The organism is Methylomonas sp. LW13 (assembly GCF_016865255.1).
Taxonomy (GTDB): Bacteria; Pseudomonadota; Gammaproteobacteria; order Methylococcales; family Methylomonadaceae; genus Methylomonas.
In genome coordinates, this window is record NZ_CP033381.1 from 1,957,344 (window position 1) to 1,976,353 (window position 19,010).

Consider the following 19,010-nt stretch of genomic DNA (forward strand, 5'->3'; position numbering starts at 1 on the left):
GCTTCTATCTAATTCCGCTTAGGGTACGGTAACCGTGTCTCCCGGTTCCAGCAGGATGTTTTGTTCCAGGTCTTCGCCATCAATCACATCGCTGTAGTCGAAAGGAAACACTTTAACTTGATCGCCGGTGCGGCGAATAATGCTAATCGAACCTTCCTTGGCAAACACGGTCAGGCCGCCGGCCAGACTCAGGGCTTGCAGCACATCGAGGCGTCTGCCGGAAAACACTTGTCCGGGCTTATTGACTTTACCGATCACAAAGATCGAGTTGCCCTGGTTGTTGAGTAATTTAACCGAAATCGAGGGGTCGGATATGTAATCGGCCAATCGGCTGGTCAAATTGTCTTTCAGTTCGGTAATGGTTTTACCGGCAGCACCGACGGTGCCGATCAAGGGGAAAATAATCGTGCCGTCCGGGGAAATCAGGATTTGCAATTGTTGTAAGCCTTCTTCTTTCCAGACTGTGATTTCCAATGCATCACCAGGCGATAGTTGGTAAGCCGCATAATTGGTCTGCTCTATAGTCACCGTAGGTGCAGGGCTGATTGTAGTGTTGTTAATGGGCTCTATTGGCGGTGCAGGTGGGATCGGGGTTTCCGGTTCTGCCAGGGCAGTGGAGGAGCAAAGCAGACAAAACGAGAAAAGAGTAATTATCTGTTTCAAAATGTATTCCTTTATGATGTTATTGAGGTTGCAAACCGCACTTTTCGAGCCAAACGCCAAAGTAAGGCGGGATTTTAGTAACGGAATATAACAAGAATAAGACGATCCCAAACGCAGTCTTAGGTGAGAAACACCTAGACATTTCATGCGATTATAACCGGGAATGACTGTGTTTTGTTCGAATCAAACAGTAAATTAACCAAAAATTAATAAAACTTCGGGAGTAAGGCAGTGACAGTGAACGATTTTTTACAACGTGTTAAGTCCGGGCAAGCGGTCGAATTTCAGGAAGTCATTGCGCTCATTGCCGAGCATTATCAATACCAACCCACCGAATTTAGTAACGGCTTGCAACAGCCTCTGGTAAACGAAGCGGGTCGTAATGAGGGCTCTTGCAAGATTTTTGCATTCGCCAAATTGCATAAACTGACTGTCGAACAAACTCTGGCGCTCTTCGGTGATTATTATCGCCAAGATGTATTGGGTAACCCGTCCGGCGACGATCATCAAAATATCAGACACTTTATGCGTGATGGTTGGGAAGGCATTGTTTTTAAAGGCGAGGCCTTGCAAGCCCAATAATTGCCGTGCAAATCGATGTACTGCTGATCGGTCAGGGTTTGGCTGGCAGTTTATTGGCTTGGGAGTTATTGCAGCGGCCAATGCGAATCTTGGTGGTGGACGACGGCGCGGAGAACGCCTCGCAAGTCGCAGCCGGTTTAATCAATCCAGTGACCGGGCAGCGCTTGGTAAAGCAGGTGGATGTGGAAAACCTGCTGCCGGTCGCAATGCATGCTTATCGGCAACTTGAGAGACAGTTTGGACAAGCCTTCTATCAGCAAATGCCAATGCTGAAAATTTTGCGCACCGCCAAAGAGCTTGAAATTGCCGAACGCCGTTTGAGTCAGGCGGATTATCGTGACTATTTGTCGGAGTTGGCGGCGGCCTCCAAGGGAATTAACGCGCCTTACGGTGTGTTGCAACAAGGCCAGACCGGCTATTTGCGGACCGAGGCTTTGCTGAGTCGGTTGCGTGATTTTTTACGGAACAAGCACTGTTATCGGCGACACACTCTGCAATACGCAGAAATTAATCTCGAGCCGGCGCTGCGTTGGCAGGAAATATATCCGCGGCATATTGTTTTCTGCGAGGGTTATCAGGCGCTTACCAATCCATGGTTTAAGTATTTACCGTTTCAATTGGCAAAAGGTGAAATACTGGGTTGCGAAAGTAGGCAAGATATTCCAAAACAGATTTTGAATTACGGGCATTGGCTGATTCCATTGGAGTCCGGGCGCTTTAAGACCGGTGCGACTTTCGAAACAGATCAAGTAGATCATGTGCCGACCGAAGCAGCGAAAACCGCTTTATTGGCGAGCTTACGTGCGGTCTGCCCACAACAACAAAACCTTAATGTTTATCAGCATCGCGCCGGAATCCGGCCGGCTACACGCGATAAACAGCCGTTTATCGGCACGCATCCCAAATATCCGCAACTGCATATTTTCAATGGCTTTGGCGCCAAGGGCAGCTTGGCGATTCCCTGGTACGCTGCCCGGTTTGCCGATTACTTGCAACAGTACGCCGGTTTGCCGCCCGTTTGTGATATACGCCGCTATGACAAAACCTATATCCCTGCTTGAAACTGCCCATCATATTGTTGGTTCTTACCTAGATCCGGGTGACGTGGCGGTCGACGCGACAGTGGGTAACGGTCACGATACCGTGTTTCTGGCGCAGAGCGTTGGGGCGAGTGGTCATGTATTCGGATTTGATATTCAGCGGCAAGCGCTGATCAACAGTTTTCAGCGTTTACTTCAGCTCGATTTGCAGCGCCGGGTGATACTGCGTCTCGCCAGCCATGCCGATATGCTGTTGCATGTTCCTGAGCAGTGGCGTGGCCGGGTGAGAGCAGTGATGTTCAATCTGGGTTATTTACCCGGCGCCGACAAAACCGTGATTACCCAAATCGATTCGACGCTGGCCGCCTTAAATGCCGCGTCTGGCTTGTTGGCGCCGCGCGCCGTTATCACGGTATTGGCGTATCCGGGTCATGCCGGCGGTGATCTGGAAACCCAGCAGTTGGCGGCATGGTCCGGGCAGTTGGATGGCACCCATTTTACTTCTGAGGTCATTCTCAGCAGTCACGACAAACCTAGTGCGCCCCGGCTTTTTGTTATTCGCAAACAAGCCGATCTGCTATGATTGCGCTCCTTTTTTTACTAGCAATAGATGTGCATCATGTCAGAATTCAATAACGTCACCATCGTCAAACAGGCCAATGTCTATTTCGATGGAAAAGTGAATAGCCGCACCATTAAGTTTGCCGATGGCTCTTCAAAAACCTTGGGTTTTATGCAGCCAGGCGAATATACCTTTAACACGGCCGAACCTGAATTGATGGAAATACTGGCGGGCGAACTGCAAGTGTTATTGCCCGGTAACGATGCCTGGCAAACCGTGAAAGGCGGCGAGTCTTTCAATGTGCCGGGCAATGCCGCTTTCACCATGAAGGTTAGTGTTGCCAGCGATTACTGCTGTTCTTTTTTGAAGTAAGCGCCGGATGGAAAGGGTAGCGATTTTTGTCGATGTGCAGAATATTTACTACACCACCCGGCAACGCTACCAGAAACATTTCAATTACAGCGCGTTTTGGCAGCAGGCAACCGCGGGTAAACAGGTTGTTGCTGCCATTGCATATGCGACGGACCGCGGAGACAGCAAGCAACAAGGTTTTCAGCAGATCCTGAAAAATATCGGTTTTACCGTCAAACTAAAACCCTATATTCAGCGCCGCGACGGTACCAGTAAGGGCGATTGGGATGTGGGGATTACCCTGGATGTAATGGATTACGCTGCGCAGGCTGATCGGATTATTCTCTTGTCCGGGGATGGCGATTTCGAATTGTTATTGCAAAAGGTGCGCAGCGATTTCGGTACTGCCAGCGATGTTTATGGCATTCATAGTTTAACCGCGCCGGCCTTGATTCAAGCGGCCGACAATTTCATTGCCATTGCCGGCGCATTATTGCTGTAAGACGTTTGGGCGTTTTGCTTATTGTTTGTCGGCGTCTTCTTCTACCAATTCTTTGCCTTTCTCTGCGGAACTGGCGGCTTCTTTGGGTTCGGTAGCGTTTTGATTGTTTCTGCGGGCAAAGGTGTCGGGTTCGTCGCTACCGAATAAACCGCTAATTTTTTCCCACATCGAGCGTTCCAGGTCGCGTTTTGGTACGTCAACGCTGGTTTCCGTGGATTCCTTGGCAACCGGCATCGAGCTGGGTCTGAAGTCGCCTTGCACGCCCATCAAATTGTCACCATTGAAAAATAAAGACACCCGTTTTTGCACCCGGTCTTCGCCGCCCGGTTGCTCAGAGTATAAATAGTCCCAGCGCTTTTCATGAAAGGCATCGGACAGCATAGGCGAACCCATGATATACAAGACCTGGCGCTTGGTCATATTGGGCCGCAATTGGTTAATCATGCTTTGATCGATGATATTGCCTTGCTCAATATCCAGGGTGTACACGCCGGGCAAGTTAGTGAGAATGGTGCTGCAAGCGTTAATCGATAAACTGGTGACGGCCGCTAGCAAAAAAGTCGATTTTTTCATGAGAAGAGAATGGAGTCTGACGACAAACGATGGGCCATTATCCCATAATTCTGTCAGCGGCTTGGCGCAAAAAACGATACAATGTTGCGGATTATCGGTTTAAAGGAGGGGGCTTGTGGAAACTCAGGATTTGCGTAATGCGGGCTTAAAGGTGACCTTGCCCAGAATCAAAATTCTGGAGATTCTGGAAAAACAACAGGACGATAGGCATTTGTCGGCCGAGAAGGTCTACAAAATTCTGTTGGCGGAAGGTGAGGAAATTGGCCTGGCGACGGTTTATCGGGTGTTGACCCAGTTCGAAGCCGCCGGCTTGGTTAACCGTCATCATTTCGAGGGCGGCAACTCGATATTCGAACTAAATAGCGGCGGCCACCACGATCACGTCGTCTGCATGAAGTGTGGAAAAGTCGACGAATTTACCGATGAAGTCATCGAAAAACGCCAATCGGAAATTGCCCTAAGATTGGGTTACACCCTTACCGATCACAGCCTCTACCTTTACGGTTATTGCGCTGCTTGTAAACCCCCAAAAGCCTAAGCATGTTTAAACCTCTCATCCTGTATATCGGGTTACGCTATACCCGTGCTAAAAAACGCACTCAATTTATTTCATTCATCACTTTAACATCCGTACTCGGTATCGCATTGGGCGTGACCGCCTTGATTACCGTGCTGTCGGTCATGAATGGTTTCGAAGCCGAATTGCGCGAGCGCATCCTGGGCATGACCGCGCACAGCACAATTACCGGCCGCTTCGGGCAGCTGGATGATTGGCAAGCTTTAGAGCAACGCACTCGCAGCATGCCTCATGTCGAAGGTGCTGCGCCGTTTATCCACGGTCAGGTGATGGTGAATGCTGATCGTCAAGTCAGCGGCACTTTGTTGCAGGGCGTGTTGCCCGAATATGAAGCCAAAGTGTCTGAAGTGGCCAATAAAATGATGTTCGGTAGTTTGAACGATTTAGTCCCCGGCGAGTTTGGCATCGTTTTAGGTGCCGAGTTAGCAAGTTATCTGGGCGTGATGATGGGTGACAAGGTCACCGTGATAACGCCGCAAATTAACTCCACGCCGGCCGGGATTCTGCCGCGCATGAAGCGCTTCACCGTCGTAGGTGTGTTTAAAGTCGGCATGTACGAATACGACCGCAATATGGCGCTGATGCATCTCGATGATGCCGGCAAATTGTTCAGATTGGAGTCGGCAGTATCCGGTTTGCGTTTGAAGCTGGATGATTTATTCAACGCGCCACGCATTACCCAAGGCTTGGCAGATACGCTGGGCGAAGAGTTTCGGGTCAGCGACTGGACCAAAGCCCACAGCAACTTTTTCCGCGCCGTGCAAACCGAAAAGCGGGCGATGTTTATCATTTTGCTGCTGATCGTGGCAGTAGCGGCGTTTAACATCGTCTCCACACTAGTGATGGTGGTCACTGACAAGCGCGGTGACATCGCCATTCTGAAAACTCAGGGTTTATCGAACGGGTCGGTGATGGGGATTTTTATTGTTCTGGGCTGTATCATCGGCAGTATAGGTACTTTATTAGGCACGGTTGGCGGCGTGTTGCTGGCCCTAAATGTGGAAACCATTGTGCCGGCCATCGAAAAAGCCTTTGGCGTGCAGTTCATGGCCGCCGATGTGTATTACATCAGCGAAGTGCCGTCAAAACTGATCTGGACCGATGTGTATTGGATAGCCTGCGTGGCGTTTTTATTATCCTTGCTGGCGACGCTGTATCCAGCTTGGCAGGCGGCGCGTATAAATCCTGCCGAGGTGTTGCGTTATGAATAATGCCATCGTGTTGCAGTGCCAGCAGTTAACCAAGCGTTATGAACAGGGCGATTTGAATGTCGAAGTGTTGCGCGGCGTCGATTTGGCGATTCATGCCGGTCAGCGTGTCGCTATCATGGGCGCATCCGGCTCCGGCAAAAGCACCTTGCTGCATTTGCTGGGTGGCCTGGAAAAACCCAGCTCCGGCTCGGTGATGCTGGATGGCGCCGATTTGAATAAGATTAGCGCCGGCAAACTGAGTCAGCTTCGTAATCGTTCACTGGGGTTTATCTACCAGTTTCATCATTTGCTGGGTGAATTTACCATCCTGGAAAACGTCGCCATGCCATTGTTGATCGGCAACCAATCGATCAAGCAAGCCCAACAGCAAGCTGCCGAGCTACTCAAACGTGTCGGCTTGGGGCATCGCATGCTGCACAAGCCCGGCGAATTGTCCGGTGGCGAGCGGCAACGCGCTGCTGTAGCCCGGGCTTTGATTAATCAGCCTAAATGCGTCCTGGCCGACGAGCCTACCGGCAACCTGGACAGCAAAACCGCCGAGCAGATTTATCAGTTGATGCTGGAGCTAAATCAGGAATTACAGGTGAGTTTTTTGGTGGTGACGCATGATCCTGAGTTGGCTGGGCGAATGGATCATGTGCTTTATATGGAGGATGGGTTGATTGTGCCGGAAAGGGTGCATCATAGCTGAAGGCGGCTATCTCTGATTTTCTGGTACTGCCCTTAATTCCTCAGGGCGTTTGCTCCCTCTCCTGATGGAGAGGGTTGGGGAGAGGAGATTCAAATGGTTGTGTCGCTATCGCGACGGCTTGATTTAATGTCGGGTCTCGGCCCGACAGCCGAGATACTTTCGCTACGAAAACCATCCTTGGTTTTCGCCCTTCGGGCCAGCCTGTCGGCTGTTCAAATTCCTTCCAGACGAATTTGTGCGTGGCCAAAAGAAAGTATCCAAAGAAAAGGCCACCCGGATGCCGCTTATTCCCTGCGCTCCTCGCTTTTGACGAGGGTCGGCAGAAGGGGCTTCCCAGCCCCTCCGCCGACGTGCGGCATCCCTGCCGCACCCCTTCGGGCAATTCTCGCCAAAAGCTCCGGTGCTCGGCGCGGCATACGGGATAAAAAATCGTCCCGGAATTAAAAGTCGGTTAGGGAACAATGAAACTGCGATGGAGTGAAACGAAATCGAGGTTTTGGTGGCTTCAATGATTCTGGATTTCGCTGAGTTTCATCTAGGCTATTTGTGCAAACTTAAACCTTTATGCATCTGTTCTTCGGCTGCGGCATAGAGTTTTTGAAAAACTTTGTTCAACGCTTCCAGCCGAGCTTCGTTTTGCCCTGTATTACGGTTCGCGTACATATACGGACGGATTGCTTTGTACTCGCCGCTATCCCGTGCGAATCCGTACAAATACCCATTGTTTATGTCAAGAAGGGAGGCCTCGTATATCGAATATGAGTCTCGGTGGTGCCCAGGAGCTAACCACATTCCAATGATGGATATATTTAACATACTCAATGGATTTAAGTATGAATCTGTATCCGTACTATCGTTGATGAACAAGATGGTGTCGGCTCCCATCCTTGCGCCGGCTAGGCGTGATTCGTTGGAGAAGCAACTGCCTTCGCTTCGATAGCCACAATTTGATATTAAGGATTGAGGGACAATGTCAAAGCTTTTAATAAAACCCAAGGCCTTAAACTTTTCGCCCCAAATGTTTATAGCCTCTTGCTCTTCTTTTGAAATTTCCGTTCGACGGTGGTTGGCTGGTACTACCGCGACTTTCAATGGGATCGTTGCCTGCGGGCGCAAATTTCTAATTTCTTCCACAGTTGTAGCGGTGGAAAACTGAGTTCTTGGAGTGTCTCCAATCGATTGTTCCAGATGGGGCCGCATATCAGTTGCGGAACAAGCTGCTAGAAGTGTCGTGAGCGTAAAAATCCAGGCTTTTTTCATAAATCCTCCATAAATAAATTGGCTGCTTAAGGCTAAGTTGTGATTCTGGATCGTTCGGTGCATTACGCTATTGTTAACGTACCCTACAAAATTTTGAAGAGCACAAGCGGTGGGATTTGCGCTTGGGTTTCTCCCGTATGTCGCGCCGAGCACCGGAGCTTTTGAACGGATCAGCCCGTTAGGGGCGATGCAGGGATGCATCGCGTTGCCGAAGGGGCAGGAAGCCCCTTTCGGCAACCCCGTTCAAAAGCGAGGAGCGCAGGATCAAAGCGGCATCCGGGCCGCCTTTTCTTTGGATACTTTCTTTTGGCGGAGCAAAAGAAAGTATCTCGGCCGTCGGGCCGAGACCCGACACCAAAATAAACCGTCGCGGTAGCGACACAATATCAACTGAATAAAATCAAATCCTATTTGGCTGAATAAACCGGAAACCTAGCACACAACAAATGCACCTTCTCCCTAACCGCATCAATCACACTCTCATCCCCCAGGTTATCCATCACATCGCACATCCATTCCGCCACTTGACGGACTTCGTATTCCTTGAAGCCGCGCGAGGTGGGAGCAGGGGTGCCGACGCGGATGCCGCTGGTGACAAACGGTGACTGCGGGTCGTTGGGTACCGCGTTTTTGTTGACGGTGATGTGGGCCCGGCCTAATGCGGCGTCGGCGGCTTTGCCGGTGATGCCTTTGGGGATTAAAGACACCAGCATCAAGTGGTTGTCGGTGCCGCCGGAAACCACATCAAAACCGCGTTGGATAAAAACCGCCGCCATGGCTTGGGCGTTTTTCACCACTTGTTGCTGATACGTTTTAAATTCCGGGGTCAGCGCTTCTTTAAAGGCTACGGCTTTGGCGGCGATCACGTGCATCAACGGACCACCTTGGATGCCGGGGAAGATGTTGGAGTTGATCTTTTTTTCCAGGTCCGGATTGTGTTTGCACAAGATCAAGCCTCCGCGCGGGCCACGCAGGGATTTGTGGGTGGTGCTGGTGACCACGTCCGCAATCGGCACCGGATTGGGATATAAACCCGCTGCGACTAGGCCGGCGACATGGGCCATGTCTACGACGAAGTAAGCGCCAACTTTATCGGCAATGTTTCGAAAACGTTGCCAGTCCCAAATGCGGGAATAAGCCGAGAAACCGGCGATGATCAGTTTAGGTTTATGTTCCAGGGCCAGGACTTCGACCTGTTCGTAATCGATTTCGCCGGTGTCTTTGTTCAAGCCGTACTGGATGGCGTTGTAGATTTTGCCGGAAAAGTTGGGTTTGGCACCGTGGGTTAAATGGCCGCCGTCGGCCAGGCTCAAGCCCAGGATGGTGTCGCCCGGTTGAATCAATGACATGAAAACTGCCATATTGGCCTGCGAACCGGAGTGAGCTTGCACGTTGGCGTAATCGGCGCCGAACAATTCTTTGGCGCGGTCGATCGCCAATTGCTCAACGACATCGACGTATTCGCAGCCGCCGTAGTAGCGTTTTTCCGGATAGCCTTCGGCGTATTTGTTGGTCAGCACCGTGCCCTGGGCTTCCAAAACTCGGGGGCTGGCATAGTTTTCCGAGGCGATCAGTTCGATATGGTCTTCCTGGCGTTGGCGTTCTTGTTCCATCGCTTGAAATAGTTCGTCGTCAAAGCCTTTGATGGTCATCGATTCGCTAAACATGGGGTCTCCTAAAGTAAGTTCGGGTTATTCGTGGGGATGCAGCAGCAGGACTTGCAGGTCGGCGACATTGGTGCCGGTTGCGCCGCTCAGCAGTAAATCGTTCGCCGCTTGCAAGGCAGGGTATGAGTCATTATCGTCGAGCAAGGCCGCCGGGTCGAGTCCGGCGGCGCGGATGCGTGGCAAAGTGCCGTCATCGACGATGCCGCCGGCGGCATCGGTAGGGCCGTCGCGGCCATCAGTACCGCCGCTGAGAAAGGTCCAAGCGCCGTTCAGCCCGTATTTTTCGGCGGCCAGGGCGAAGGCAAGAGCCATTTCCTGATTGCGGCCGCCCTTGCCATTGCCCTTTAAGGTAACAGTGGTTTCGCCGCCGGCGATGACGGCTGTCGGTTGCGTCATGCCGGCTGTTGCGGATAGCGCATGCAGTGCTATTTGCTCGGCAACCAAGCGCGCTTCGCCGCCCAACTGTTTGCTGTAAAGCTGGGTGTCATAGCCCAATTTGCATGCTTGATCGATTGCAGCGTCAACGCTAATGGCATTGCTGCCAAGCAAATGGTGGCTCGTCTGCCGGAAGAGCGGGTCACTGTCTTTAGGCGTTTCGATTTGCAAGCCTTGAGCGCCTTGTTGCAAATAGTTTTGCACGCTGGATGGTATTTTCTGCCATATGCCGAACGATTCCAATATTGCGACGGCGTCTATGAAAGTGGTGTCGTCGGGCACGGTGGGGCCACTGGCGATGGCGCTCAAATCGTTATCCAGCACGTCGGATAAAATCAGTGCGTGCAAGTCGGCGGGTGCGGCAAATCGGGCAAGACCGCCGCCTTTGAGTCGAGACAGATGTTTGCGGACGCAATTGATCTGGTTGATGGTTGCGCCGGAGGCCAGTAATAGACGGGTGGTGGCGATTTTATCCGCCAAATTGATGCCGACGGCCGGGTAGGGCAGCAATGCCGAGCCGCCGCCGGAAATCAACACCAACACCAACTCGCCGGGATTCGTGTTGCTCAGGCGGGTAGCGATGGCTTTTGCCGCATGCAAGCCAGCGGCGTCCGGCAGCGGATGGCCGGCGCCGAATACCTGACAGTTTTCGACGACATCAATGTTGTCGTAATTGGTCACGACAATGCCTTTAGCGGCAAGCCAAGACTCGGGAATTATTGTTTGTGCCGCATCGGCCATTGCGCAAGCAGCTTTACCGAAAGATATTAAATGAATGCGCCGCCAGTCGCCGCTGCGGTAGCCGGTTTGTTCCGAACCGATATGCAGCAGTTCGCTATCGGCTCTGAGAAAACGTTTTACGGCAAGATACGGATCAGCCGCCGCAACGCCGGCGCGAAAAATGGCGGCTGCCTGTTCACGATAACTTGGCTGAACTGCGGACATATCGATCCGGCAGAACCTTAAGCCATGGCTTTAGCGAGTGCAAAGATGATTTCCGCGTCGAACACCTGCTTATTGCTTTCAAATAGCTTGGTGATACAGGCGCGGTGTAGGGCTAGTTTTAGCGCGCCGAAGCCGATGGCGCCCCAGACGATTTTGCCGTGTCGTTGTTCGCCTCTATCCAGTACATCCGTGCCGCCAATGCCGACAGGCGGCGTGGCGTTGGCGTCCGCCAACAATTGCAGATTTGGATTGTTTTGCCAATGTTCCGGCTTTAATAATTGGACACCGGCAGCACCGGTCGCTAATACGACGTTGGCGTCTTGGATGGCGGCGGCGCGACTGTCGTAATCGGCGGCTTCTATGGGTGTCAGATCTACGCCGAAACGCTCCTTCATCGCGAAGCAGGCTTTTTCCGCGTTAAATATGTGTCGGGACGTGATGCTGACATGCGCGCCTTCCAGCGCCATCATTGCCGCCGCACGTTGACCGACCGGACCTGTACCAGCTAATACCACCGCTTTTTTGCCGGCCAGGCTTGCGCTGCTGCCCAGTTTGGCGACGGCGGCGGCGGCTGTAGTGTTGCTGCCGTTACTGTCCAGCATCACCGACACTTGAAACCCGGGGAAAAAATGTTTTTGCACCGCTATCAGTAAACGCTGGCCGGCCTCGATATTGCTGCCGCCGATAAAAATCGCCGTGTTTTTTTTGTCTTTGGGGGCGCGAGTGAAGATCGTACCGTCGACCAGGCCGCCGACGTTATCGGGGGTAATGTTGCCGTAACCAATGACATGGTCCGCGCCGCCGTCGTAAGCGACTACGGTATCGAAAGCCGAGGGATGGGTGTCGGTGTCGAACTGGAATAACAATTTTTTCATTAAGCTACCTGATATGAATAATGGTGGCCCGGTGGGAGAAGGTTAGCCGCCGGCATTATACAGAATAATATTTACCTCGCCGCAGAATCCAAGCGGGTTTTGGCAAGCAGGAATTAGTGATTGTTTGCTCAAAAACTTTATGTCATATTGGAAAAGCCTGCCGTTGGGTCGGGTGTGGAAGAATCCAATCAATAAAGAGGAACGCAGATGAAAACGCCCGTGGATATTGCTGTAACAGGTGCAGCTGGTCAGATTAGTTACTCCTTGCTATTTCATTTGGCGTCTGGCGAATTGCTGGGGCCGGATCAGCCTATCGTGCTGCGTCTATTGGAAATTCCACCGGCTATGAAGCAGTTACAAGGCGTGGTGATGGAGTTGAACGATTGCGCGTTTCCGTTGATCAACAAAATCATCATTACCGACGATCCGAAAGTGGCATTCGATAACGTCGATTATGCCTTTTTGGTAGGGGCAAAGCCGCGCGGACCGGGGATGCTGCGTAGCGATTTGTTATTGGATAACGCGCAGATTTTTATCACCCAAGGCCGGGCGCTGAATGAAGTAGCCAACCGGAATGTCAAGGTTTTAGTGACCGGCAACCCGGCCAATACCAATGCTCTAATCGCTATTCATAACGCACCGGATTTGGCGCCGGAGTGTTTTACGGCCATGACCATGCTCGATCATAAACGCGCGATCAGTCAGGTGGCCGAGAAATGCGGGGTGCTGAGCAGAGACGTGAAAAACGTCGCGGTTTGGGGTAACCATTCCTGCACGCAATATCCTGATTTACATCATGCCAAGGTCAAGGGCATGGATGTATTCTCTTTGGTCGAGCAATCCTGGTTTGTTGATGAATTTATCCCCACTGTGCAGTACCGAGGTACGGAAATTATCAAAGTACGCGGTCAGTCCAGCGCGGCGTCTGCGGCGCATGCGGCGATTGAGCATATGCGGGTTTGGGCCTTCGGTACCGATCCGGGGGACTGGGTGAGTATGGCGGTCGCATCCGACGGTAGCTATGGTGTTGCGGAAGGATTGGTTTATTCCTTCCCGGTGACGGTGGTGGATGGGCAGATCGGCATCGTTAAGGGCTTGGATCTTAACGAGTTCAGCTTGGCAAGATTGCGTCAAAACGAAGTAGAGTTAAAAGAAGAGCGACAAGCCATCAAACATCTACTCTAAATTGTCCGAATGCGGGAGCTCTGCGGCTATTCCGCGCGGCTGGGCTTATCGAGCATCACAATCGCGGTATAGCGCAATAACTACCGCTCCATTATTTGTTGCTGATGTTTTCTTGTGTTTACGTCGGCGGGTCTCTCGGCTAGCCGATTCGTAAGGCGCCGCCATCCGTGGCAGCTTGTTAACGACTGGTAAAAAGCGCTCCATCCCTCATCCAGCGAGAGAGTTTTTTAGCGCGTCCTTAAAATCTTGAATGGGTCGGGGGCTTTAATTGATACCCCGGAAATTGTTTGGGTGGGGCAGGCAACAAAACAGTGCTTTATTATTTTTTTAGATAAAGCAATAGGTGTGCCAATTATGAATTCCCGTTTGACGGGGCACGTACGGGGTGATGGGTGATTCCAAAGTACCGGTTTTGAGGCTTATGCCGCAATGGCAAGGGATATGCCGTATTTTTGGGCATATTGAATTGGCACCGTATCGGTAAGGGATAAAACTCAGCGCGTTGCTGGGTCTGCAACGGCTAACGAGCCTCCGGAATTGCCGTGTACGTCTATCCATAAGTACGGCAATGCCAACTGTTCCAGCCAACTTGGGCCTTGTTCTTCCTTGAGCATGGCGATGGTTGACGCGCTGCCGGCCACTACGCAGAATTCGCCGACGACACTGACAGATGCCAAATGCCGAACCGGCCAGCCTGTTTTCGGATTGAGGATGTGTCCGTAGCGCTGGCCGTTGACGATAATGCAGCGCTCATAGTCCCCACTGCTGGCGACTGCGCCGTTATGTAGTGCCAAAGTACTTGCTAATGCCTGCCTTTGGCGGGGGTGATGGATACCCACTCGCCAGGCAGTGCCGTCCGGACGTGGGCCTATCAGTTTGATGTCGCCGCCCAGATTGATAAAGCCGTGGCGAGCGCCGGCATTCCGTGCAATTACCGCAGCCCGGTCTACGGCATATTCTTTGACGATGCCGCCAAAATCCAGCTCCATGCCGGCCAATGGGAACTCTAATAGCGGTGCCTGCCAGCGTAGTTTGTCCCATCCAACTTTTTTCAATAGTGTTTTAATTAGTTGTTCATCCGGCAACTGGCCGGACTCGAAACGCCAAGCCTGCCGTAAAATTCCGGACGTGATGTCGAACAGGCCGTCGCTTTGTTGATGACAGGTTGCAGCATAATTCAGTAAGCCAGCCGTTTCCTCATCCACGGTAATGCGGCCGCCCATGGCTGCGACTTGATTGATGCTTGAAAGCAGGCTGTCGGGTTTATACCGGGAATACAAGCCCTCCAAGCGTTGCACGTCGGCTGTTACTATATCGGCAATACGCTTGGCCTGTTTATGCTCCGTGGCAATCAATTGGATTTCGCATTGAGTACCCATAGCCTGGAATGGGAAGCGAAATAAGGATGTTGGGCTCACGATTAATCTTTGTCGGTTTTAAAGTGATAAGCGTGGCTGATGGAATATTAACTCCGTATTTTTTTTATTAGAACCAGGTAAAGCGCTAGAGGCAGTAAACTGGGTAGAATATATTTTAAGTCCTTCATACCAAAATACCCCAAACCCAAGGTTTTTCTAAATAAATGATGCGCGCTAGGTAAATCGTTTTTCCAATAAAACTCATAAGCTCTTTGCAATAACTGGCCTTTTGTCAAAAGATCGGTTTTAGCTTTACCCAGCGTTTGCGATATTACGGGAAAGTCTCGCAGCAAGCCTTTTTGCACGCCCCAATGATTTATTATGGCCCTAAGTCGGTTGCTGGAAATTTGTTCGCCTTGTTGATGGTGATAATAAGCCAATACTTCAGGAACGCGGACAATATTGGCAAACATTGCAATTCTGATCCACATATCGAAATCTTCAGCGGTTAGCCAGTGTTCGTTAAAACCTCCAACTTGATCGATGGCAAATTTGCGCGTCAATGCGGCGTGAATTGGCCAAGGGCAACTGCGCAACAAAACGGCAAACTTATCATTTTCTTCGTAATCAGGCGGAATATAAGGTTGGGATTTTTCTGCGCTCAGACCAATATTTTGCCAGCCGCAGTATGCGAGTACGCTATCCGGTTTTTCTTCAAGCTTATGATGAAGCTTTGCCAGAAACTCAGGGTGCCAACTGTCGTCGGAGTCCAGAAAGGCGATAAATTCTCCTGATGCGGCTTCCAATCCGCGATTGCGCGCAGGGCCGGGGCCTTTATTCTGTTGGGAAATAACTAATATATTTTGATACAGCGTTGTTATTGTCTGCAAAACCTCTAGCGAGTTATCCGATGAACCGTCGTCAACGACTATCAATTCGAAATTCTTGAAAGTTTGTTGATACAGATTGGCGATGGTTTTTTCAATGATATGTGCCGAGTTATAGCAAGGCATAATCACGGAAATGAGTGGTTTAGCTTGAGATATATCAGTAGTTTGTCGCATACTGGATTCGCCTGAATCAGGCCGTTGATTGTGCGAAATTTATTTTAAATCAAATTGTGGCAATTCGAGCTTTTACTGGAATATTGCCTTTAGCTGTTGGCGCCATTCCCAGAGAATGCCTTTTATACGTTGATTTAAGGTTTGCTGTTCAAAGCCTAGCAAACGCAGATGGGCATTATTGATTTGTCCCAATAATCCCGATAGCAGATCAAGTTCTTGATCAGAAATCGCCGGCGGGCCGTAGGCCAGCGCAGCGTTGGCGATGTTCAAAAATTGCTTAGCGTATTTTTGGCTGGAAAAATTTTCAGCGACGGAGATACGGGCGTTGGCGGTGAGTTTTTGAGCCAATTCTGGGTCGTCCAGCAGGCGCAAAATGGCCGTAGCGGTGGAATTTTCATCGCCCGGATCTACCAAAATGCCGTCGTGTTCGTTAACGATGCACTCCCGTAGACCCGAACACGCCATCGCGACCGCTGGCGTACCCAAAGCCATTGCCTCCAGAGCGGCAATGCCTTGGCCTTCAAAAATTGCCGTGGAGAGAAATATAGTGCTTTGTGCCAGCAAGGCGGCAATGTCATCTCGCGGTCCGAGTATATGTAACTTGTTGTTTAATTGGCCACGCTCTAATTCGTCTTCCAACAGGCGGACAGCTTCCGGTTCCTGTTTTGGGCCGGCGATAAGGAAATAACAATCCGATTTAAACGTAACGACCTTGGCGGCTACTCTGGCAAAGGCAGCAAAGTCCTTTTGAGCAGAGATGCGGCCCACGCCGATTACCAATTTTGCGTCTGCGGAAAGGCCCAATTCTGCGCGAATATCGGTTGAAGACGACTTGGCAGAACTACGCAAATCTTCTATATCGATGCCGTTGTAGAGCGTATTTATTCGGTCAGCGGGTAAATATTCCGATAGCGATTTAGCAACGTCGTCTGATACGCCGATGATGCGGCTGCTCAATTGTTTTAAAAGGTGAATATAGCCGCCGGTGCCAATGCTGGATTCATAACGGGACAAATCTTCCGCAAACGGTGCATGAATGTGCCAAATGGCCGGTATTCTTTGACGAGCGGCGGCAATACCGGCATGCAGTAAATGACCGGTGTTAATGTGAATAATGTCAGGGTTTTCCTGCTGTATCAACGTAATTAAATTGTCTAATTGTGCAAAAGAATCTCCGTAAAACTTAAATTGCGCCCGCTCTGTTCGGCTTAAGCAGCAGGAATATGGGACCAGCCAGTAACGAATCGCTTGAGACTGCAAATATTCCGTGACATTGCCAGCTTTGGGCACCACCGCGATAGGTTCGACGCCTAGTTTTTTTAATGCGACCATCAAGGTGCAGGTGGTTTTGTCAACCCCGTTTTTTAAATCACTATTATGGAAAATATGTAGAGTTTTCATTTTTTATACGGAGAAAACAAACGAATGGCTATAGCTTGATAAACACAATAAAATAAAGCCAAAGTTGCACTTAGATAATCCTTCTTCCGCCAGAAGGCGAGTAAATAAGTTTTCTTGTTGTGTGCGAGTAAGTATCTAAATAATGGTATCCTGATCGCTAAATTGACACGATTGAGGTAGAAGCTTTCCAGTACCGATATATTACCTTGGTATATATATAAATTTTTGTTGAGCCAAGCTGTTGAAAGGGTTTGAGCATAATGTGCAATTTCAGATTTTGACAAGTTGTCATGGAATACAATGTCTGGAAAATTTGTCATCCCATAATCCAGGTACCAATTGCCAACAGTTTGTTGAAATAAAGGTAATGGGTTGGCGTTTAAAATTATTCCTGGCATAAAATAGCTTACAGCTCCATCGATAATGTTAAATTCGTTTCTAATTGCCAAATATCTACCCAAGTATCGCCCTGCTGCCACCCCCAGCTCTGCTAAATTGCCTTTTAAGTTGTTCAATAAAGAGCGATGATGAATAAAGTGACTAGACTGCACGCGATTTTTTCCAAGTAGAGTGCTACGTGTCCAAACTGGATGGAATTGATTATCTAGAGCCGGTTGACCTTTTTCATCGCATGCTTCGCTAAAGTAGCGAGTATCCGGCATAAATGAAATAGATGTTTTGTGCTGGATGTGACTTGCCAGGATTTTCAATATTACATCGATATTGAATCTAAAATTGTCTTCCAAATATGCAAAATAAGCACCTTTAGCTCTATGCAATGCCGTGTGCCACGCAAGGCCGTTTTCATCGAAAATACAGTCATGAGTGGCAAGTAACGGGATAAAAGGTTTCAGGCTAAGTTCTGGTTTGACCGAAACTACAATAATTTCTATCGAAAACTTGGCTTGAGCCTTCAAGGCGAAGGCTTGTTGCAGACGTTGATTGAAATCTTCGCCAGCTTGGTTATAGGTAACGAATAAACTTACCGCTATCTGATTGCAGGGGATAATCGCCAGCGTATCGGGATTCAGGGCTGGGTCTAGGTTTTCGATGCCGCGGTAGGCATTGAGTAATGCCGCCAACCAAGCCTTGTCGTTGGCGAGCAGTTGTTCGCCCAAGTTTTCGCAATAGAGCTCCGGCTTTTCCAGCCACAAGACCAGCGCCTTGTTAAGACGGTCTCCCGAGGTAGCGTCTGGCAGATTCCGCCAGGTGCGATACAACAATGACGGTCCCTGCTCGGGTAATAGTTGTTTGATTCTTTCGTCTTGCCATGTGCCGGTTGGAAAAGTACAAATAACCGTTTTTGCGGTGTCCGCAGCTCGTCGAGGATCGTCTAATAGCAGTTGGTTAAATCCCGCATCGCGAACCTCCGCTACCGAAGCACACTGTGCTCGCGCTTTGTGGTGTGTAGTACTGGCTGGATTTAAGCGCCAGATGAACAGAATTTCCGGCAGATTGGCGAACCGGCATCCCGCCAATTGCATGCGCATAAATACGTCGTAGTCGGGTACCAGACAACTGCGGTCTACGGAGTAGCCACCCACTTTTTCCAATGAGTGTCGTCTAATCATCGTGGTGGGATGATGCAGCGAAAAAAAAGCGTACATCAACACCGAAATTCTCTCTGAATCAGTCGGGTGCGTATCGATGCCAATATCTCGCCCGTCGGCGTGCAACATTCGCCATTGGCTACCGACCGCGTCAATGTCTGAATGCTGATCGAGGAACTGTTTCTGTAGCTTTAGTCGATCGGGGAGGGAAATATCGTCAGAGTCCATGATGGCGATATATTCACCTTGGCTTTCGGTAATGCCTCTTTGGGTTGCAGCGCCTATGCCGGCGTTAACTTGAGTGATGAGTTTGATGCGCGAATCTTGTTGGGCGAGATTTTTCAAAATCTCCGGGCTGCCATCGGTGCTCCCGTCATCGACGATCACCAATTCAAAGTCCGTAAAAGATTGTGACAGAATACTCTGAATGGCTTCCGTTAAATATCGTTGAGTATTGTAAACGGCCATGATGACGCTGATAGCGGGCGTGTAGATGCTATTAGCAGACATAGATTAAA

At 50.3% G+C, this 19,010-nt stretch carries 19 protein-coding genes; 9 read left to right on the top strand and 10 right to left on the bottom strand.

Annotation, left to right across the window (positions count from 1 at the left end):
- Window positions 1-18: 18 nt before the first annotated feature.
- Window positions 19-528: a polysaccharide biosynthesis/export family protein gene (locus tag JL719_RS08800; protein ID WP_033159006.1), complete on the bottom strand. Its 510-nt coding sequence runs from the start codon at window positions 526-528 to the stop codon at window positions 19-21.
- A 366-nt stretch (window positions 529-894) separates the two neighbouring features.
- Between JL719_RS08800 and JL719_RS08805 the strand changes: the two genes are divergently transcribed.
- The 5 genes from JL719_RS08805 to JL719_RS08825 are packed head-to-tail and all read left to right on the top strand — an operon-like array spanning window position 895 to window position 3,700.
- A complete protein-coding gene (locus JL719_RS08805; protein ID WP_033159004.1) occupies window positions 895-1,245 on the top strand; it encodes a HopJ type III effector protein in 351 nt (116 codons plus the stop codon).
- A gap of 5 nt (window positions 1,246-1,250) precedes the next feature.
- Window positions 1,251-2,306 (top strand): NAD(P)/FAD-dependent oxidoreductase, encoded by a 1,056-nt coding sequence (locus JL719_RS08810; protein WP_033159003.1) that lies wholly within the window; start codon window positions 1,251-1,253, stop codon window positions 2,304-2,306.
- Window positions 2,281-2,868: a tRNA 5-(aminomethyl)-2-thiouridylate-methyltransferase MnmM gene (gene mnmM / locus JL719_RS08815; RefSeq protein WP_033159002.1), complete on the top strand. Its 588-nt coding sequence runs from the start codon at window positions 2,281-2,283 to the stop codon at window positions 2,866-2,868. Before JL719_RS08810 ends, mnmM begins: the two co-directional genes overlap by 26 nt.
- Before the next feature lie 36 nt (window positions 2,869-2,904).
- Window positions 2,905-3,219: a pyrimidine/purine nucleoside phosphorylase gene (gene ppnP, locus JL719_RS08820; protein WP_033159042.1), complete on the top strand. Its 315-nt coding sequence runs from the start codon at window positions 2,905-2,907 to the stop codon at window positions 3,217-3,219.
- A 7-nt stretch (window positions 3,220-3,226) separates the two neighbouring features.
- Complete coding sequence (locus JL719_RS08825; RefSeq protein WP_033159001.1) at window positions 3,227-3,700, top strand: LabA-like NYN domain-containing protein; 474 nt, start codon at window positions 3,227-3,229, stop codon at window positions 3,698-3,700.
- 18 nt (window positions 3,701-3,718) lie between these two features.
- Here the strand turns inward: JL719_RS08825 and JL719_RS08830 are convergent, their stop codons facing one another.
- Window positions 3,719-4,273, bottom strand: coding sequence for an outer membrane protein assembly factor BamE (locus tag JL719_RS08830; protein WP_033159000.1), 555 nt, complete (start codon window positions 4,271-4,273; stop codon window positions 3,719-3,721).
- A gap of 115 nt (window positions 4,274-4,388) precedes the next feature.
- Here JL719_RS08830 and fur point away from each other — a divergent pair, with 115 nt between their 5' ends.
- The 3 genes from fur to lolD are packed head-to-tail and all read left to right on the top strand — an operon-like array spanning window position 4,389 to window position 6,752.
- Complete coding sequence (fur, locus tag JL719_RS08835; protein WP_026146882.1) at window positions 4,389-4,811, top strand: ferric iron uptake transcriptional regulator; 423 nt, start codon at window positions 4,389-4,391, stop codon at window positions 4,809-4,811.
- Window positions 4,812-4,813: 2 nt separating this feature from the next.
- Window positions 4,814-6,061 (top strand): lipoprotein-releasing ABC transporter permease subunit, encoded by a 1,248-nt coding sequence (locus JL719_RS08840; protein WP_033158999.1) that lies wholly within the window; start codon window positions 4,814-4,816, stop codon window positions 6,059-6,061.
- Window positions 6,054-6,752 carry a lipoprotein-releasing ABC transporter ATP-binding protein LolD gene (gene lolD, locus JL719_RS08845; protein WP_033158998.1) on the top strand — a complete coding sequence of 233 codons (699 nt, stop codon included), beginning with the start codon at window positions 6,054-6,056 and terminating at the stop codon, window positions 6,750-6,752. Before JL719_RS08840 ends, lolD begins: the two co-directional genes overlap by 8 nt.
- Window positions 6,753-7,292: 540 nt before the next feature.
- Here lolD and JL719_RS08850 read toward each other — a convergent pair.
- From JL719_RS08850 to JL719_RS08865, 4 genes are all read right to left on the bottom strand, one after another.
- Window positions 7,293-8,012, bottom strand: a complete 720-nt coding sequence (locus JL719_RS08850) for a hypothetical protein (protein WP_033159041.1) — start codon at window positions 8,010-8,012, stop codon at window positions 7,293-7,295.
- A 407-nt stretch (window positions 8,013-8,419) separates the two neighbouring features.
- Complete coding sequence (gene glyA, locus JL719_RS08855) at window positions 8,420-9,679, bottom strand: serine hydroxymethyltransferase (protein ID WP_033158997.1); 1,260 nt, start codon at window positions 9,677-9,679, stop codon at window positions 8,420-8,422.
- 24 nt (window positions 9,680-9,703) lie between these two features.
- Window positions 9,704-11,059 (bottom strand): glycerate kinase type-2 family protein, encoded by a 1,356-nt coding sequence (locus JL719_RS08860; protein WP_033158996.1) that lies wholly within the window; start codon window positions 11,057-11,059, stop codon window positions 9,704-9,706.
- A 17-nt stretch (window positions 11,060-11,076) separates the two neighbouring features.
- Window positions 11,077-11,934 carry an NADP-dependent methylenetetrahydromethanopterin/methylenetetrahydrofolate dehydrogenase gene (locus tag JL719_RS08865; protein ID WP_033158995.1) on the bottom strand — a complete coding sequence of 286 codons (858 nt, stop codon included), beginning with the start codon at window positions 11,932-11,934 and terminating at the stop codon, window positions 11,077-11,079.
- A gap of 207 nt (window positions 11,935-12,141) precedes the next feature.
- Here JL719_RS08865 and JL719_RS08870 point away from each other — a divergent pair, with 207 nt between their 5' ends.
- The gene (locus JL719_RS08870) at window positions 12,142-13,119 is read left to right on the top strand and encodes a malate dehydrogenase (RefSeq protein ID WP_033158994.1); all 978 of its coding nucleotides are present in this window, start codon (window positions 12,142-12,144) and stop codon (window positions 13,117-13,119) included.
- 494 nt (window positions 13,120-13,613) lie between these two features.
- Here the strand turns inward: JL719_RS08870 and JL719_RS08875 are convergent, their stop codons facing one another.
- From JL719_RS08875 to JL719_RS08890, 4 genes are all read right to left on the bottom strand, one after another.
- Window positions 13,614-14,498, bottom strand: coding sequence for an FAD:protein FMN transferase (locus tag JL719_RS08875; protein WP_033158993.1), 885 nt, complete (start codon window positions 14,496-14,498; stop codon window positions 13,614-13,616).
- A gap of 86 nt (window positions 14,499-14,584) precedes the next feature.
- A complete protein-coding gene (locus JL719_RS08880) occupies window positions 14,585-15,541 on the bottom strand; it encodes a glycosyltransferase family 2 protein (protein ID WP_225893069.1) in 957 nt (318 codons plus the stop codon).
- A 72-nt stretch (window positions 15,542-15,613) separates the two neighbouring features.
- Entirely contained in the window at window positions 15,614-16,942 is a 1,329-nt protein-coding gene (locus JL719_RS08885; RefSeq protein ID WP_033158992.1) for a glycosyltransferase, read from the bottom strand.
- The gene (locus JL719_RS08890; RefSeq protein ID WP_051670442.1) at window positions 16,939-19,002 is read right to left on the bottom strand and encodes a glycosyltransferase family 2 protein; all 2,064 of its coding nucleotides are present in this window, start codon (window positions 19,000-19,002) and stop codon (window positions 16,939-16,941) included. The genes JL719_RS08885 and JL719_RS08890 overlap by 4 nt, the downstream gene beginning before the upstream one ends.
- Between the last annotated feature and the right edge of the window lie 8 nt (window positions 19,003-19,010).